Below are 16,812 nucleotides of genomic sequence, written 5' to 3'. Positions count from 1 at the left end.
AGTCACCTGTCAAAATAGCCCCAGTTGTCCTGTCACTATTGTAGCAAAGTCGTCGTTGACGAAGGGAAGGATTCCTTCCGCCACCGGCTGCAATTGCTTTGACAGATAGTGATCGTAATCGAGCGGCGACTGCTGGTAATCCACCGGCTCCGGGCCGCCGGTAGTCCAGACGTATTTAATGGTGCCGCGCTGCTGATACTGCTGCGCCCGCCCAAGCTTCACGTTGTGTTCATCCGCCAGTCTCGCGGCGCGCACGTGCGGCGGCACGTTACGTTGATACTCTGCCAGCGGTCGGCGCAGGCGCTTGCGATAAACCAGCTGCTCATCGAGCTCGCCGTTCATCAGCCTGGCGATAGTCTCCCGCACATAATCCTGATACGGCTGATGGCGGAAGATGCGTAGATACAGCTCCTGTTGAAACTGCTGGGCCAGCGGCGTCCAGTCGGTGCGTACCGTCTCCAGCCCCTTGAACACCATGCGCTGGGTATCGCCTTCCTGAATCATCCCGGCATAACGTTTTTTACTGCCGGTATCGGCGCCGCGGATCGTCGGCATTAAAAAGCGGCAAAAGTGGGTTTCATACTCCAGCTCCAGCGCGCTGGTCAGTTGGCTTTTACCCAGTTCCTGCGCCCACCAGTCGTTGACATAGGCAACCAGCTTGCGGCCGATTTCCGCCGCCTGCGCTTCGCTATGCGGGCGCTTGAGCCAGACGAAGGTGGAGTCGGTATCGCCGTAGATAACGTCATAGCCCTGGGCTTCAATCAGCGCTTTGGTCTGGCGCATGATCGCGTGGCCGCGCATGGTGATCGACGACGCCAGCCGTGGATCGAAAAAGCGGCAGGCGCTGGTCCCCAGCACGCCGTAAAAGGCGTTCATGATGATCTTCAGCGCCTGTGACAGCGGCTTATTATGCTGACGCTTGGCTTCATCGCGACCGTGCCAGATCTGCCCGACGATGCCTGGCAGGCAGTGCTTTTCGCGCGAGAAGCGGGCGCCGAGAAATCCTTCGGTGCTGTGGCGGTCATCGGGCTGCGCCAGCCCTTCAACCAGGCCGACCGGATCGATTAAAAAGGTGCGGATGATCGACGGATACAGGCTTTTGTAGTCCAGCACCAGTACCGAGTCATACAGGCCGGGGCGGGAGTCCATGACGTAGCCGCCGGGACTGGCCTGCGGGGGAACTTCGCCGAGATTCGGCGCCACGTAACCCAGGCGGTGCATGCGCGGGAAATAGAGATGGCTGAAGGCGGCGACCGATCCGCCGTGGCGATCGGCGGGCAGACCGTTAACCGTCGCCCGTTCGAGCAGAAACGGCATGATCTCCGTCTTGTGAAAGATCCGTGTCACCAGCTCGCAATCCTGTAGGTTATAGGTGGCCAGTGCCGGTTTATCTTCATGAAAGCGGCGATCGATTTCGTCCATCCTATCCCACGGGTTGTCGATAGCTTTACCTTCGCCCAGCAGCTCGCGGGCGACGGCCTCGAGTGAAAATGAGGAGAAGTTCCAGAACGCCGATTTTAGCGCTTCGATGCCGTCGATAATCAGCCGGCCGTTGGCCTGGGCGAAAAAGACGCCGTTCTTAAAACCGTGCTCGCGCCACTCCAGCTCGCTATTGCCGCGGCCGAGCAGCAGCGGGATGCGGTAGCGCTCGGCGTGTTTTTGCAGGACCCGCAGATCGAACTGCACCACGTTCCAGCCGATCAGCACGTCGGGATCGTGTTCGGCAAACCAGGCGTTGAGCTTTTCCAGCAGCAGCGGACGGCTGGCAACGTAGACCAGGCTGAAGCCCACATCCGGCGGCGTAGCGGGCTCGGGGCCCAGCATGTAGACCACCCGCTGGCCGCAGCCTTCCAGGCCGATGCAGTAGAGCTCGCCGTGGCGGCTGGTTTCGATATCCAGCGAGACCCATTTCAGCGGCGGGCGATAGTCCGGATGCGGTTTCATGCGCGCGTTAACCAGCTGTGAACCGCGCGTTTCGCCTTCTATCCAAACCGGGGCGGTGATAAAGCGCTCCATCAGGTAACGCTCCGGCGGGCGGATATCGCCTTCGTAAACGGTGACGCCGTTTTCACGTAGCTTTTTTTCCAGCCGCATCAGCTGGCGATGGCCGCGGCAGTACAGGCCGAAAACCGGCTGGCGATGGAAATCTTTTAGCGCGAGCTGGGCCAGACGATAGCCGTTTTCACCCTGCAGCAGACGTTCAGCCTGCGACCGCTGCGCTTCGGGAATAAACGCGACGGATTCCTGCGGCGGCAGCGTGACCTGCAGCGGGCCGTTATCGGTCGCCAGCCAGAAGGCCAGTTCCGTTCCCTGCGGGGTATCCCGCCAGTGACGGGTGAGTAAAAATCCTGCTTGCGGCTGCGTCACGCGTGCTCTCAACGATAAAAAACCAGGCCTGATTATAGCCTGGTTTCACGATGGGTGCTGGGGTTTTATACAGGGGTGATTACTGGCCGTAGTAGGCTTTGGCCCCGTGCTTACGCAGATAGTGCTTATCGAGCAGCGTCTGCTGCATATCCGGCAACTGCGGCGCCAGCTGGCGGCAGAAGATCCCCATATAGGCGATCTCCTCCAGCACGATGGCATTGTGTACCGCGTCTTCGGCGTTTTTACCCCAGGCAAACGGGCCGTGGGAATGCACCAGCACGCCGGGCATTTGCGCCGGATCGATTCCCTGCTGACGGAAGGTTTCGACAATCACGTTGCCGGTTTCCCACTCATATTCGCCGTTGATCTCCGCATCGGTCATCAACCGGGTGCAGGGGACCGGGCCATAAAAATAGTCTGCGTGGGTGGTGCCGGTCGCCGGAATAGATTGTCCGGCCTGCGCCCAGATGGTGGCGTGGCGCGAATGGGTATGCACAATCCCGCCAAGCGTCGGAAACGCCTGATACAGCAGGCGATGGGTCGGCGTATCGGAAGAGGGCTTTTTGTTGCCTTCCACCACTTCACCGGTTTCCAGGCTGACGACGACCATGTCGTCAGCGGTCATCAGGCCGTAATCCACGCCGGAGGGTTTAATAACCAATACCCCTTTGTCACGATCGACGGCGCTGACGTTACCCCAGGTTAAGGTCACCAGATTATGCTGCGGTAGCGCTAAGTTGGCCTCCAGCACCTGGCGTTTGAGATCTTCTAACATCTTGTTCTCCCTGCCCGATGAGCGGATTGTCATCGGGCATTATGCTTGTGCGCTTAGCGTTTGCTACCGTAATAGACTTCATTCCAGCGCAGCGCGTCTTTGAACGACGGCAGGCGGGTGTCGTTGTCGATGACGGTCAGTTCAATATCCTGCAGCTCGGCAAACTGGCGCATATCGTCGAGGGTTAGCGCATGGCTGAAGACGGTATGGTGCGCGCCGCCGGCGATGATCCAGGCTTCCGAGGCGGTACGCAGATCCGGTTGCGCCTGCCACAGCGCGTTGGCCACCGGCAGCTTCGGCAGATCGTGCGGCGTCGCGACGGTTTCGATGGTGTTGACCAGCAGGCGGAAGCGATCGCCTAAATCAATCAGGCTGGCGACGATCGCCGGGCCGGTTTGGGTGTTGAAGATCAGACGGGCCGGATCGGCCTTACCGCCAATTCCCAGCGGCTGGACGTCGAGGATCGGCTTCTCGGCGGTAGCGATAGTCGGGCACACTTCCAGCATGTGCGAGCCCAGCACCAGATCGTTGCCGTTGTCGAAGTGATAGGTGTAATCCTCCATAAAGGAGGTGCCGCCCTGCAGACCGGTCGACATCACTTTCATGATGCGTAGCAGAGCGGCGGTTTTCCAGTCGCCTTCGCCGGCAAAGCCGTAGCCCTGCTGCATCAGGCGCTGTACGGCGAGACCCGGCAGCTGTTTCAGGCCGTGAAGGTCTTCAAAGGTGGTGGTAAAGGCGTGGAAACCGCCTTGCTCAAGGAAGCGTTTCATCCCCAGTTCGATGCGCGCGGCGTCCAGCACGTTCTGGCGTTTATCGCCGTGCACCTGCGCCGCTGGCGTCAGGCGGTAGCTGCTTTCGTACTCATCGACCAGCGCGTTGATATCGCCGTCGCTGATGCTATTCACCACCTGCACCAGATCGCCGACCGCCCAGGTGTTGACCGAGAAGCCGAACTTAATCTGCGCCGCCACTTTATCACCGTCGGTTACCGCCACTTCGCGCATGTTATCGCCAAAGCGGCACACTTTCAGATGACGGGTATCCTGCTTAGAAACCGCCTGGCGCATCCACGCGCCGATTCGCTGGTGCGCTTCTTTATCCTGCCAGTGGCCGGTGACGACGCTGTGCTGCTGACGCATGCGCGCGCCGATAAAGCCGAATTCGCGGCCGCCGTGCGCGGTCTGGTTGAGGTTCATAAAGTCCATATCAATGCTGTCCCATGGCAGGGAGGCGTTGAATTGGGTATGGAATTGCAGCAGCGGCTTGTTGAGGAGCGTCAGGCCGTTAATCCACATTTTCGCCGGCGAGAAGGTGTGCAGCCAGACCACTAATCCGGCGCATTTATCATCGTAGTTGGCGTCGCGGCAAATATGCGTGATTTCATCCGGCGTGGTGCCGAGTGGTTTCAGCACCAGCTTGCACGGCAGTTTTGCTTCCGCATTCAGGCTATTCACCACATGTTCGGCATGTTTCGTCACCTGGCGTAGGGTCTCCTGGCCATACAGGTGCTGGCTACCAATTACGAACCATACTTCATAGTTATCAAAAATCGTCATTTTCGTATCCTTAATGGGTGAGCGCTGCCGGAGATTGCGGGGCGTTTTCCGCCTTTGCAGCCGAAGGGAGATAGTGTTGTTCCGCGCTAGCCGACCACTGCTGGTAGCGCTGATACAGTTGTTCGAAACGTTGCGCCTGTTGCGCGCGCGGCTGCAGGGTGTTTTCCACCTCGCTTGCCATGTTGCGCTGCGCGGCAGGGATATCCGGATAGACGCCCGCGGCGACGGCGGCGAAGATGGCGGCGCCCAACGCGCAGCATTGATCGGAGGCGACAATCTGCAGCGGGCGGTTCAGGACGTCGCAGCAGGCCTGCATGATGACCTGGTTCTTGCGCGCGATGCCGCCGAGCGCCATCACGTTATTCACCGGAATGCCCTGATCGGTGAAGCACTCCATAATGGCGCGAGCGCCGAAGGCGGTGGCGGCAATCAATCCGCCGAACAATGCCGGGGCGTCGGTGGCCAGATTTAAATCGGTAATAACGCCTTTCAGCCGCTGGTTGGCGTTTGGCGTGCGGCGGCCGTTGAACCAGTCCAGCACCACCGGCAGGTGATCGAGGGAGGGATTATTGGCCCAGGCTTCGGTGAGCGCAGGCAGCAGCTGTTTTTGACTGGCTTTGATTGGCTCGCGCAATTCAGGGTGCTGTTGGGCCAGCTGTTCCAGCGGCCAGCCGAGAATGCGGCCAAACCAGGCATAGATATCGCCGAATGCCGACTGACCGGCCTCCATACCGATGAAATCCGGCACCACGCTGCCGTCCACCTGGCCGCAGATACCTTTCACCGTGCGGTTGCCCACGCTCTGTTTATCGGCGATCAGAATGTCGCAGGTGGAGGTGCCGATCACTTTAACCAACGCGTTAGGCTGCGCGCCGGCGCCGACCGCGCCCATATGGCAATCGAAGGCGCCGCCGGAAATGACCACCGTTTCCGGCAGACCGAGGCGCTGCGCCCATTCGGCGGTCAGGTTGCCGACGGGGAGATCCGCAGTCCAGGTGTCGCGGAATAGTGGCCAGGCAAGGTGGCGGTTAATAATCGGGTCGAGTTCGTCGAAGAAGCTGGCGGGCGGCAGTCCACTCCAGCTTTCGTGCCACAACGATTTGTGTCCGGCGCTACAGCGACCGCGACGGATATCCTGCGGACGGGTGGTGCCGGAAAGCAGGGCGGGTACCCAGTCACAAAGCTCAATCCACGACGCCGCGGCCTGCGCGACGGCGCTATCTTCGCGAGTGACGTGAAGGATCTTGGCCCAGAACCATTCGCTGGAGTAGATGCCGCCGATATAGCGCGAGTAGTCTTCTTTACCCGGCGCGTGGCACAGGCGGGTGATGGCCTCCGCCTCTTCCACCGCGGTGTGATCTTTCCACAGCACGAACATGGCGTTCGGGTTGTCAGCGAATTCTTCGCGCAGCGCCAGCACGTTTCCGTCTGCATCAATCGGCGCCGGGGTTGAGCCGGTGCTGTCGACGCCGATACCGACCACCGTCGCCCGTTGTTCAGCGCTTAATGCCGCCAGTACGCTTTTCAGCGCTGATTCCATGGATTCAATGTAATCACGCGGGTGATGGCGGAAGCGGTTATTCGGCCCATCGCAGAACAGCCCTTCCTGCCAGCGTGGATACCACTCTACGCTCGCGGCCAGTTCCGCGCCGGTAGCGCATTCCACCGCCAGCGCGCGTACTGAGTCACTACCAAAATCGAGGCCAATCGCAATTGCCATCTTGTTACTCCATGCTGAAATCATTCATGCAGCAACAGTAGATATCCCCGGCCAAATCCGTCAGGCCGTATTCGCTAATCTTATGGATTATATTGCTGTCACCTTGCAAAGTGTGACGCCGTGCAAATATTCGATGTGGACTTTCCTGCCGTATTTATAGACACTTTTGTTATGCGCTGGATCAACGCGGAATGCGTGCTGGTAGCGCTTTTTTCGCTAGCTGTGCGGGTTTTTGTCTAAATTCCCACCGGTATCGCAGTCGAAACAGCGTGGATGGCGATAAAATGATGAATATGGACAATTGGTGTCAAAAAACTCGTGGAGAACGACGCTTATGGCCGAAACGCAAAACGATCCGCTGCTGCCGGGCTACTCCTTTAACGCCCATCTGGTCACCGGCCTGACGCCGATTGAGGCGCAGGGATATCTCGATTTCTTTATCGACCGCCCGCTGGGCATGAAAGGCTATATTCTCAACCTGACGATCCGCGGCGAGGGGGTGATCAACAACCACGGCGAGCAGTTCGTCTGTCGTCCCGGCGATATGCTGCTGTTTCCGCCGGGGGAGATTCACCACTATGGCCGCCATCCCGACGCCAGCGAGTGGTATCACCAGTGGGTCTATTTCCGCCCACGCGCCTACTGGCATGAATGGCTCAACTGGCCGACGATCTTCGCCCATACCGGTTTTTTCCGCCCGGATGAACAATGGCAGGCGCGGTTTGGCGAACTGTTCGGGCAGATCGTTGACGCCGGGCAGGGGGCGGGGCGCTATTCCGAACTGCTGGCGATTAACCTGCTGGAACAGTTGCTACTGCGGCGCATGGAGGCGATTAACGAATCGCTGCATCCGCCGCTGGATAACCGGGTGCGCGATGCCTGTCAGTACATCAGCGACCATCTGGCGGACAGCCATTTCGATATCGCCAGCGTCGCCCAGCACGTCTGTTTGTCGCCTTCTCGTTTGTCGCATCTGTTTCGCCAGCAGTTGGGGATAAGCGTACTTGGCTGGCGGGAAGACCAGCGAATTAGCCAGGCCAAACTGCTGTTGAGTACCACCCGGATGCCGATTGCCAGCGTCGGCCGCAACGTTGGCTTCGAAGATCAGCTCTATTTTTCGCGAGTCTTTAAAAAATGCACCGGCGCCAGTCCCAGTGAATTCCGCGCAGGATGTGAATAAAAAGTAAAGAAAGTGAAATGATGACCCGCTTAAATGTCACAGCCAGTAAACTATTAAGACAATTGGTGGCTTGACGACGACGTGACGGCTCCGGAGAATCCGGGCTTCGTTTTTTAACCGGGTACATTATGCAGGCATTGCTGGAACACTTTATCACCCAATCCACGGTCTACTCGTTGATAGCCGTGATGCTGGTGGCATTTCTTGAGTCGCTGGCGCTGGTGGGGCTTATCTTACCCGGCACGGTCATGATGGCTGGTCTGGGGGCGCTTATCGGCAGCGGCGAAGTTAACTTCTGGCAGGCGTGGCTGGCGGGGATTGTCGGCTGCCTGTTGGGAGACTGGATCTCATTCTGGCTCGGCTGGCGCTTTAAAAAGCCGTTACACCGCTGGTCGTTTATGAAAAAAAATCGCGCGCTGCTGGAGAAAACCGAACACGCGCTGCACCAGCACAGCATGGTGACGATTCTGATTGGCCGCTTTGTCGGGCCGACGCGGCCATTGGTGCCGATGGTCGCCGGGATGCTCGACCTGCCGGTAGCGAAGTTCGTGCTGCCGAATATTATTGGCTGCCTGCTCTGGCCGCCGCTCTATTTCCTCCCCGGCATTCTGGCGGGGGCGGCGATAGATATTCCTGCCGATGAAAACAGCGCCAGCTTCAAGTGGCTGCTGCTGGGCGCGGCGCTGCTGGCGTGGCTGGCGGGCTGGCTGTGCTGGCGGCTGTGGCGGAGCGCGAAAACTTCCGGCGATCGTCTGACCCGTTGGTTACCGCGTGGACGCCTGCTGTGGCTGACGCCGTTGATGGTGACGCTGGCGGTAGCGGCGCTAACGTTTGTCTTCCGCCACCCCCTGATGCCGGTCTACCTTGAGATACTGCATAAGGTCATTTCGCGCTAATTCCCAACAGCGCCGAGGCGCTGCTGTTGCCGCTTAACAGGTCGTCAGTGGCGCCGTCCCAGGCAATGCGCCCTTCGGCGACCACGATGGAGCGAGGCGCAATGCGCGCCGCATCCTCCACGCTGTGCGATACCATCAACAGCGTCAACTGCTGCCGCTGACAGACATCGGCGACCAGCGTTAGCATCTCCTGGCGCAGTGCCGGATCAAGCGCCGAGAAGGGTTCATCAAGCAGCAGCACCGGCTGTTGGCGCACCAGACAGCGGGCCAGCGCCGCCCGCTGCCGCTGGCCGCCGGATAGCTCGCCAGGCAGGCGATCCAGCAGCGTATCCATTCCCATCTGTCCGGCTATCGCCGTGACCTGCGCGCGCTGCTCGCGGTTCAGCTTCAGGCCGGGGTGAATGCCGAGGCCAATATTCTGCCGGACGGTGAGATGGTTAAACAGGTTGTTCTCCTGAAACAGCATAGAAACCGGACGCTGTGCCGGCGGCGTGGCGTTATGCTTCTCGCCGTCGATCTGTAGGCTACCGCTGGCGGGGGGCAGAAACCCGGCAATCAGATTCAGCAGCGTGCTCTTTCCGGCGCCGCTGGGACCGAGCACGGCGATGCGCTCTCCGCGCTCGACGCTGAGCGTAAAGCGCATCGGCAAGTGCTGATACAGCCAGGTGACATCATTGAGTTTTAGCATCGCGTCCCGGTAGTTTCTCGATCAAAGTAAAAAGGATAAAGCACAGCAACAGGAGCAGGAGGGCGGTGACCGCGCCGTCCTGGCTGCGGTAGGAGCCGATCTGCTGATACAGATAGAACGGCAGCGTGCGGAAAGATTCATTGCCGAATAGCGCCACCACCCCGAAGTCGCCGATTGACAGTACGCAGGCGAAAGCCAGGGCCTGCGCCAGCGGCCGTTTCAGCGCCCGCACCTCCACCACCCGCAGCCGATTAAAACCTTGTAGCCCCAACGACTGACACAAAGCGCCATAGCGGGCGGCAATATCGCGCATTGGATTTTCCAGCACTTTCAGGGCATAGGGGATAGCCATCAGCGCGTTGGTAAAGATGACAATCCCGTCGGCGGATTCCGGCAGGCCGACGCTGTTATTGAGCAGCAGGAAGAAACCGGTCGCCAGCACAATCCCCGGCATGGCGAGGATGAGCATACCGCTGAGCTCCAGCGTCTGCCCGGTCAGCGGCAGGTTGCGGGCGCGCAGTTCGCGACTGCTCCACAGCAGCATCATGGTCAGAATGACGCTGAGCACACCGGCGGCGATAGCGATACGCAGCGAGGTCCACAGCGCCTGCCATAGCGCGGCTTGGCCCAGCACCTTCGGCAGATTGACGTTGAGACCATCGACGATCACCGCCAGTAGCGGCGGAAGCAGCAACAGCAGAGCGAGCGCGATTAGCGCATAATCACACAGGCGACTATGCAGACGGTCGTCGGGGTCGCGCCAGCCTTGCACCTGACTGGCACCGATCGCCACGGCTTTGCTCAGGCGCTGGCTCAGCAGCACCAGCCCAAGGCAGCAGATCATTTGAATAATCGCTAACAGCGCCGCCCGTGCCGGGTCGTAATCAAAGCTCAGCGCCTGATAGATAGCCAGCTCAATGGTGGTGGCCCGCGGCCCGCCGCCTAGTGACAGCACGGTGGCAAAACTTGCGAAGCACAGCATAAAGATCAGCGCGGCCACCGGTGGGATCTGTCGACGCAGCCACGGCCATTCCACAAGACGGAAGAAGACGAAACCGCGCATGCCGAGCTGAGCGGCGATTTGCCGCTGTTCGCCGGGGATGTTTTCCAGCGCCTGCAGCAGCAGGCGGGTCGCCATTGGCATATTAAAGAACACATGGGCTAACAGGATACCCTGTAAGCCATACGGCGAGAAATCCCATTGCCAGCCGAGCGCGTGGAACAGCGCGGCGAGCCAACCCTGGCGGCCATAGACGCTGAGGATGCCGAACACCGCCACCAGAACCGGCAGGATCAACGTCATCGCGCACAGGCGCAGCAGCAGCGTGCGCCCCGGAAAGCGGCGGCGATACAGGGCGCGGGCAAGGAATATCGCCGGCACTACCGAAAACAGCGCCGACAAAAACGCCTGCCAGAAAGAAAAGCGTACGACGTGCCAGAGATAGCTATCGCTGAGGATCGTCTGCCAGGGCGCCTGCGGCGCCTCCAGCCACAGCGCCAGAAACGCCGCCAGCGCTACGATGACCAGTAAGCAGGCCGCCGCGGCGCCGGGGATCAGCCAGCCGAAACTTAGCGGCTGACGGCGCGTTGCCATGAACCGATCCAGTTTTGACGTTCAGCGGCGACCTGCTGCGGGGTGAACTGCAGTGTGGTTTTCGGTTTGGTCAGCGTGTTGAAGCCAGCCGGCAGCGCCACCTGGGTCACCGGGTACATCCAGTTGCCGGTGGGGATGGCGTTCTGGAAGCCTGGCGAGACCATAAATTTCAGGAACTTCTCCGCCAGTTCCGGCTGCTTGCTGGCGGCGGTACGCGCGGCGACTTCAACCTGCAGATAGTGGCCTTCGGTAAAGTCCGCCGCGGCATAATTATCTTTTTTCTCTTCGATGAGGTGATAAGCCGGCGAGGTGGTGTAGCTCAACACCAGGTCGCTTTCGCCTTTCAGGAACAGGCCGTAAGCTTCGCTCCAGCCCTTGGTGACGGTGACGGTTTTGGCCGCCAGCTTCTGCCAGGCTTCCGGCGCCTTATCGCCATACACCTTTTGCATCCACAGCAACAGGCCGAGCCCCGGCGTACTGGTGCGCGGGTCTTCGTAAATCACGCGCCATTTCTGCGGGCTCTCGACCAGATCTTTCAGACTTTTCGGCGGATTTTTCAGCTTGTTTTTGTCATACACGAAGGCGAAGTAGCCGTAGTCGTAAGGCACGAAAGTATCGTTATCCCAGCCGCTGGGTACCGTGACTGCGCTGGCCGGCACGCCGCTTTTGGCAAACAGTTTGCTCTGCGCCGCCGCTGCCAGCAGATTGTTATCAAGGCCGAGCACGACATCGGCTTTGCTGTTTTTGCCTTCCATTCGCAGCCGGTTAAGCAGCGATACGCCATCTTCGAGGGCGACATATTTCAGTTCGCAGCCGCAATCGGCCTCAAAGGCCTTTTTCACCGCCGGGCCAGGCCCCCAGTCGGCGGAGAATGAATCGTAGGTGTAAACGGTCAGGACCGGTTTAGCAAAGACCGGGGCGGCGACCAGCGCCAGCAGGGGAAGCAGTTTTTTCAACACTTTGCACCTCAGTATATGGGGAGGCAAAGGATTTTGAGTAGGCCTCAAATCCCTTCGCCGGCGTTATCCGGATCAGGTTCGACGGGTATTTTCTCAGCCCATACGCTTCATCCTTCAAGCCGCATCTGCGTTAGCTTCGCGTGTTCACCCCAGTCACATAGTTACCTATGCTCCAGGGGATTCACCCGCTTGCTGCCTTGATGCAACTTGAATGATATTGCGTATGTTTATTAGCACCCCGTTGAGAACGGCGATAGTGTAATGATTTTGTTAGATGACGCAAAGCATTCAGGGCTCCGGCGGGGCGAACCACGCCGATTTAAAGTCGAACCAGCCGAGGGTGTTCATGCGCACGCCGCGCATACTGCGCTGGCCCTGAATCATTAGCCAGTGGTGGATCAGCGGAACAATATGCTGTTTCTCCAGCAGTTGCTGGCTCCAGGTCGCCGGGTTGAACTCGCCTGCACGCCAGCGGTTGGCGTCAGCCTCCCAGTCGATGGGAATGCAGTGATGCATCAGCGGCACTTCATATAAATAGGCGAACAGGGAAAAATCGATTGGCAACGTGAAGTTGACGCTGTTGAGCCAGATATCGCTCACCGTTTCGCCGCGATGCCAGTCATCGTACTCCAGCTCCTGAATGTTCAGCCTCACCTGATGTTCCGCCAGCAGCGCCCGCATGATCCCGCCAATGACCCGATGTTCCACATGATCGCGATAGTAGGTGAGGGTAACTGACTCCAGGCCGGCTGGTTTTTCGCAGGCGTGACTGCGGGCGTGGTGCCAGCGCGGCAGCAAGCCGTAGGCCGGGAACCAGTTGCCTTGATAGTGCTCGCCGGCGTGATACAGCAGGTTGGCGGGCTGGAACAGATAACTTAACCAGCGGCGCACGTCATCATTACCGCCAAGCGGGCTGCGACTATCAAAGAGCAGGTAATAGCACCCTTCTTCCAGGCGGCTCTCTACGGCTTTTTCGCTCTCGGTATTGCCCTGCAGGGTTAAGCCGCCGTTGGGTTCTTCGCTAATTTCCGGCAGCACCCAGACGTTAACCTCATCGATCAGCGCCCGATAGCCGAAGTACTCTTCGAAGGCATGGATTTTTAACTGGTTTTGATTATTGCGCGCGACCGCGTAAGGGCCGGTACCGATAGGCATACTGGAAAAGTTCTCCATCGTCCGCCATTCCTGCGGCAGCGCCATCGCCGGGACCTGGCCTAACAGCCAGGGCAGCCAACGATCCGGCTGGCTGAGGTGAATATCCAGCGTCCAGGCGGTCGGCGAGACGATGCGCTCGATATGGGAAAATAGCGGCAGTTCGCTGCTGCGCTGTAGCGAGGAGATAACGTCGGCCATCTCCAGCTCCCGGCCATGATGGAAATGAATGCCGGGACGCAGAAAAAAGCGCCAATGGTTAGGCGAAATTTGCTGCCAGTGGTGGGCGATATCGGCCTCCAGTTCCCCATTTTCCTCATTTACCCGCGTCAGCGCGCTAAAAATTTGCCGTGCGATGTGGGTCTCCGAACGGCGCAACGCGCTGCCGGGCAGCAGATTCTTCATCGGCCGATAGTAGAGCACGCGCAGGATGTGGCGCCCCTGGCGGAAGCTGCGGCCAAGATGGGAGATCAACATCTGTCTGACCGCGGTTTTATCGCCAACCAGTTGCACCAGCTGATCGATGCGATCCTGCTCCAGTAGATCCTCGGCGCGCTGCTGCTGTAGCGCCAGACCGGTATAAAGGAAGGTCAGTCGGGAACGCTTGCCGCGCCCGGCTTCGGATTCCCAGGCAAGCCAGCCGCGCGCTTCCATCAGATTAAGTAAGGTGCGCATATGGCGGCGCGAACAGTTGAGCATTTCCGCCAGTTCGTTGAGGGTGGTCTGCTGCGACCTGCCGTCGCAGCATTGCCACAGGCGGATGAACTGTTGTTGCAGACGACTGGAAGGCATAAAAGGGGAACTCCTGACGAAAACTCAGCAATTTATCAGTTCCTATATTAAGCCAATAATGGACCTCGATGAAGTAAGGAGATGAATATGACGAGGTCAACCACTAAGCAGTTCTATCAACGGTACTTTTCTGCGACGCAGGGAGCGTCCTGGCTGGCCCGCCAGTTAGCAGGTAGGCAGCAGAAAATGCTGGAGGAATTGATGCAGTGGGGAGTTACGTCGCCGACCTCCGATCGTTGACTTGCCGACATCATGTGTGACTGAGTATTGGTGTTATACTCGCCATCTTCAGGCTGCAAGCGCATTGGCTGCAACTCGAAATCCAGAGTATTGAATCACCCGCCAGCAGATTGCTTCTGCTGGCTTTTTTCGTTTACTTCGCGTGTGTTAAGGATATTTCATGCTGTGGTTGATGACGATGGGGCGACGGCTAAACGGCGTCTACGCCGCCTTTATGCTGGTGGCTTTTATGATGGGGGTGGCCGGGGCGCTGCAGGCGCCGACGCTTAGCCTGTTTCTCAGCCGTGAAGTCGGCGCGCAGCCGTTCTGGGTTGGCCTGTTTTATACGGTGAATGCGATTGCCGGTATCCTGGTGAGCCTGGCGCTGGCCAAACGATCCGATAGCCGCGGCGATCGTCGGCGGTTAATTATGTTCTGCTGCCTGATGGCGGTGGGTAACGCGCTGCTGTTCGCTTTCAACCGCCATTATCTGACGCTTATTACCTGCGGCGTCATGCTGGCTTCGGTCGCTAATGCGGCAATGCCGCAGCTGTTTGCCCTCGCCCGCGAATACGCCGATAGCTCTGCCCGCGAAGTGGTGATGTTCAGCTCGGTGATGCGCGCCCAGCTGTCGCTGGCGTGGGTCATTGGCCCACCGCTGGCTTTTATGCTGGCGTTGAATTATGGCTTTACAACCATGTTCTCCATTGCCGCCGGGATTTTTGTCATCAGCCTGGCGCTGATTGCCTTTAAGCTGCCTTCGGTGGCGCGAGTGACGCAACTGCAGGAAGGCAGCAGCCTGCCGGAGCTGGAAGGCGGCTGGCGCGATAAAAACGTGCGCATGCTGTTTATCGCTTCTACGCTGATGTGGACCTGCAACACGATGTATATCATCGATATGCCGTTGTGGATCAGTAGCGATCTTGGCCTGCCGGATAGCCTGGCGGGGATACTGATGGGCACGGCTGCCGGTCTTGAAATTCCGGCGATGATCCTGGCCGGCTACTACGTTAAGCGTTGGGGTAAACGCAAAATGATGGTGGCGGCAGTCGCCGCCGGCGTGCTGTTCTATGTGGGGCTGATTATGTTCCATGGCCGCACGGCGCTGCTGGCGCTGCAGCTATTCAATGCTATTTTCATCGGTATTATCGCCGGGATCGGCATGTTGTGGTTCCAGGATCTGATGCCGGGGCGCGCCGGGGCGGCGACCACGCTGTTTACCAATAGTATCTCCACTGGGGTTATTCTGGCCGGAGTGATTCAGGGAGCGCTGTCGCAAAGCTATGGTCACGGTAGCGTGTACTGGACAATCGCGGCGATTTCTCTGCTGACGCTGTTTTTGACCAGCCGGGTTAAAGATATTTAAGTCAATCTCCCGCGCCGGCCATGCTGGCCCGGCGCGGGATAGCGTTACTTCAGTACGATTCGCTTGATGTCGCCGATAATAAAGATGTAGGCAATCACCCCGATCAGGGCGGTCACGCCAACGTAAATGAGGGCGTAAAAGAAGTTACCGGTGGCTGATATAATCACGCCAATGATGAGTGGCGCAATAATTGATGCCAGGTTGGCGCAGAAGTTAAATATACCGCCGGTCAATCCAGCCATATTATCCGGGGCAATATCAGATATTAACGTCCAGCCCAGACCGACCATTCCCTGACCAAAGAAAGCGATCGACATAATAATAATCACCGTCGAATTCGCGCTGACCCAATTGGCGGCGATAATGCAGCTGGAAAGGAGTAATCCGGAAATTATTGGAAGTTTTCGGCTTATATTTGCCGAGCCGGTACGCTTAAGTAGCCTGTCGGAAAGCCAGCCGCCGAAGATGATGCCAACCGCGGCGGCCAGGAAGGGCCAGGTGGCGAAAAAACCTACATGAAGCCACGGTAGATGGCGTTCGTTGGCCAGATAGGTTGGAAACCAGGTGAGGAAAAAGACCAACGTGGTGTTACCGGCAAACTGCCCCAGGCTGGCGCCGATAATTTGTCGGCAGCACAGTAGCCGCCTGGCATCACGCCAGTTAAATGGAATGTTTTCACTCTTATTGGCAATCTGGTTGGCGCCAATATAATCCAGTTCTGCTTTATTTGCTGTTTTCGATTCATGTGGCTCATGATAAAAACGCCACCATACGAAAGTGAATAAAATTCCCAGCCCGCCGGTCAGAAAAAATAAGGTGCGCCAGCCGTGGTGTTCGAGGATTAAAAATAACAATGGCGAGAAGGCGGCTAACCCAATGTATTCACCAACCGTATAAGTTGCGGTAGCCCTGGCCCGTTCATGCTGGGGAAACCATTTGCTGACGATGCGGCTATTGGCCGGAAAGCAGGGGGCTTCACTGACGCCCAGGCCCAGACGCAAAAGGAGCAAAGATTTCAGCCCCAGAGAGAAGCTTTGCAGCAGGGTAAACAGCGACCAAAAGAAGATGGAGAGGGCGTAGGTCAATTTATTACCGAATCGGTCTAAAAACATGCCGCCAGGAATTTGCGCCAGTGCATAAGTCCAGGCAAAAGCGGAAAAAACAATGCCCATCATCGCCGGATCAATATGGATTTCAGTGGTTAATTTTGGAGCAACGATTCCAAGAATGGTACGATCGAGATAATTAATCATCGTACCCAGCGATAACAGCGATAAAATAAAAATACGCGTTCTGCTTCTTTTTAGCGTGCCGGGCGATGATGCCAGGCTCCCTTGAGCGTCAGGTATGCACATAAAGATTTCCTTTAAAGTTTAAAATATTTTTGCATGTATTTATGCATGCAGAAATACTCTAAGGATTCATAGACTGGGTCTATGAATGGCAACGCTTTGTTACGCACAAAAAGAAATATCAAATAATATTTGATGTGAATCTGATATTGACTCGTTGTAGCGTATTATCAACCTGCCGCATGGTATATTAAAC

At 57.9% G+C, this 16,812-nt stretch carries 13 protein-coding genes and 1 riboswitch; of the genes, 4 read left to right on the top strand and 9 right to left on the bottom strand.

The window, feature by feature from the left end:
* Positions 1–9: 9 nt before the first annotated feature.
* The 4 genes from polB to araB form a co-directional block, all read right to left on the bottom strand.
* Complete coding sequence (gene polB, locus ABLU78_RS06215; RefSeq protein WP_048230114.1) at positions 10–2,367, bottom strand: DNA polymerase II; 2,358 nt, start codon at positions 2,365–2,367, stop codon at positions 10–12.
* Positions 2,368–2,446: 79 nt separating this feature from the next.
* Positions 2,447–3,142: an L-ribulose-5-phosphate 4-epimerase gene (gene araD / locus ABLU78_RS06210; RefSeq protein ID WP_015368280.1), complete on the bottom strand. Its 696-nt coding sequence runs from the start codon at positions 3,140–3,142 to the stop codon at positions 2,447–2,449.
* A 53-nt stretch (positions 3,143–3,195) separates the two neighbouring features.
* A complete protein-coding gene (gene araA / locus ABLU78_RS06205) occupies positions 3,196–4,698 on the bottom strand; it encodes an L-arabinose isomerase (protein ID WP_015368279.1) in 1,503 nt (500 codons plus the stop codon).
* Between the two features lie 10 nt (positions 4,699–4,708).
* Entirely contained in the window at positions 4,709–6,418 is a 1,710-nt protein-coding gene (gene araB, locus ABLU78_RS06200; RefSeq protein ID WP_048230115.1) for a ribulokinase, read from the bottom strand.
* A gap of 334 nt (positions 6,419–6,752) precedes the next feature.
* Here araB and araC point away from each other — a divergent pair, with 334 nt between their 5' ends.
* Together araC and ABLU78_RS06190 are read left to right on the top strand one after the other, a co-directional pair.
* Complete coding sequence (araC, locus tag ABLU78_RS06195) at positions 6,753–7,598, top strand: arabinose operon transcriptional regulator AraC (protein ID WP_015368277.1); 846 nt, start codon at positions 6,753–6,755, stop codon at positions 7,596–7,598.
* Between the two features lie 128 nt (positions 7,599–7,726).
* Positions 7,727–8,494 (top strand): DedA family protein, encoded by a 768-nt coding sequence (locus ABLU78_RS06190; protein WP_015368276.1) that lies wholly within the window; start codon positions 7,727–7,729, stop codon positions 8,492–8,494.
* Here ABLU78_RS06190 and thiQ read toward each other — a convergent pair.
* The 4 genes from thiQ to sgrR all read right to left on the bottom strand — a co-directional run bounded on the left by thiQ (position 8,481) and on the right by sgrR (position 13,679).
* Positions 8,481–9,182 (bottom strand): thiamine ABC transporter ATP-binding protein ThiQ, encoded by a 702-nt coding sequence (gene thiQ / locus ABLU78_RS06185; protein ID WP_045386022.1) that lies wholly within the window; start codon positions 9,180–9,182, stop codon positions 8,481–8,483. The genes ABLU78_RS06190 and thiQ overlap by 14 nt on opposite strands.
* Entirely contained in the window at positions 9,166–10,776 is a 1,611-nt protein-coding gene (thiP, locus tag ABLU78_RS06180) for a thiamine/thiamine pyrophosphate ABC transporter permease ThiP (RefSeq protein ID WP_048230117.1), read from the bottom strand. The genes thiQ and thiP overlap by 17 nt, the downstream gene beginning before the upstream one ends.
* Positions 10,752–11,735, bottom strand: a complete 984-nt coding sequence (gene thiB / locus ABLU78_RS06175) for a thiamine ABC transporter substrate binding subunit (RefSeq protein ID WP_048230119.1) — start codon at positions 11,733–11,735, stop codon at positions 10,752–10,754. Before thiB ends, thiP begins: the two co-directional genes overlap by 25 nt.
* Before the next feature lie 31 nt (positions 11,736–11,766).
* Positions 11,767–11,986: riboswitch (TPP riboswitch) on the bottom strand.
* Positions 11,987–12,023: 37 nt separating this feature from the next.
* Positions 12,024–13,679 carry an HTH-type transcriptional regulator SgrR gene (gene sgrR / locus ABLU78_RS06170; protein WP_047057245.1) on the bottom strand — a complete coding sequence of 552 codons (1,656 nt, stop codon included), beginning with the start codon at positions 13,677–13,679 and terminating at the stop codon, positions 12,024–12,026.
* An 87-nt stretch (positions 13,680–13,766) separates the two neighbouring features.
* On the opposite strand from sgrR, the gene sgrT reads away from it, so the two are divergent.
* Both sgrT and ABLU78_RS06160 read left to right on the top strand, forming a co-directional pair.
* The gene (sgrT, locus tag ABLU78_RS06165; protein ID WP_015704385.1) at positions 13,767–13,919 is read left to right on the top strand and encodes a glucose uptake inhibitor SgrT; all 153 of its coding nucleotides are present in this window, start codon (positions 13,767–13,769) and stop codon (positions 13,917–13,919) included.
* A 160-nt stretch (positions 13,920–14,079) separates the two neighbouring features.
* On the top strand, positions 14,080–15,264 hold the full coding sequence (locus tag ABLU78_RS06160; RefSeq protein WP_015704386.1) for a sugar efflux transporter: 1,185 nt from the start codon (positions 14,080–14,082) through the stop codon (positions 15,262–15,264).
* A 44-nt stretch (positions 15,265–15,308) separates the two neighbouring features.
* Here the strand turns inward: ABLU78_RS06160 and ABLU78_RS06155 are convergent, their stop codons facing one another.
* Complete coding sequence (locus tag ABLU78_RS06155) at positions 15,309–16,619, bottom strand: MFS transporter (RefSeq protein ID WP_015368270.1); 1,311 nt, start codon at positions 16,617–16,619, stop codon at positions 15,309–15,311.
* Positions 16,620–16,812: the final 193 nt, after the last annotated feature.

This window comes from Klebsiella sp. JN_Kp122, from assembly GCF_040062085.1.
In the GTDB taxonomy this organism is placed as follows: domain Bacteria; phylum Pseudomonadota; class Gammaproteobacteria; order Enterobacterales; family Enterobacteriaceae; genus Klebsiella; species Klebsiella aerogenes.
This window is presented reverse-complemented; position numbering and strand designations above follow the sequence as displayed.

Coding starts and splice junctions, on each gene's coding strand:
- araD (WP_015368280.1), bottom strand. CDS start 3,142: ATGTTAGAAGATCTCAAACGCCAGGTGCTGGAGGCCAACTTAGCGCTA.
- ABLU78_RS06190 (WP_015368276.1), top strand. CDS start 7,727: ATGCAGGCATTGCTGGAACACTTTATCACCCAATCCACGGTCTACTCG.
- araA (WP_015368279.1), bottom strand. CDS start 4,698: ATGACGATTTTTGATAACTATGAAGTATGGTTCGTAATTGGTAGCCAG.
- ABLU78_RS06160 (WP_015704386.1), top strand. CDS start 14,080: ATGCTGTGGTTGATGACGATGGGGCGACGGCTAAACGGCGTCTACGCC.
- ABLU78_RS06155 (WP_015368270.1), bottom strand. CDS start 16,619: ATGTGCATACCTGACGCTCAAGGGAGCCTGGCATCATCGCCCGGCACG.
- sgrT (WP_015704385.1), top strand. CDS start 13,767: ATGACGAGGTCAACCACTAAGCAGTTCTATCAACGGTACTTTTCTGCG.
- thiP (WP_048230117.1), bottom strand. CDS start 10,776: ATGGCAACGCGCCGTCAGCCGCTAAGTTTCGGCTGGCTGATCCCCGGC.
- araB (WP_048230115.1), bottom strand. CDS start 6,418: ATGGCAATTGCGATTGGCCTCGATTTTGGTAGTGACTCAGTACGCGCG.
- thiQ (WP_045386022.1), bottom strand. CDS start 9,182: ATGCTAAAACTCAATGATGTCACCTGGCTGTATCAGCACTTGCCGATG.
- araC (WP_015368277.1), top strand. CDS start 6,753: ATGGCCGAAACGCAAAACGATCCGCTGCTGCCGGGCTACTCCTTTAAC.
- sgrR (WP_047057245.1), bottom strand. CDS start 13,679: ATGCCTTCCAGTCGTCTGCAACAACAGTTCATCCGCCTGTGGCAATGC.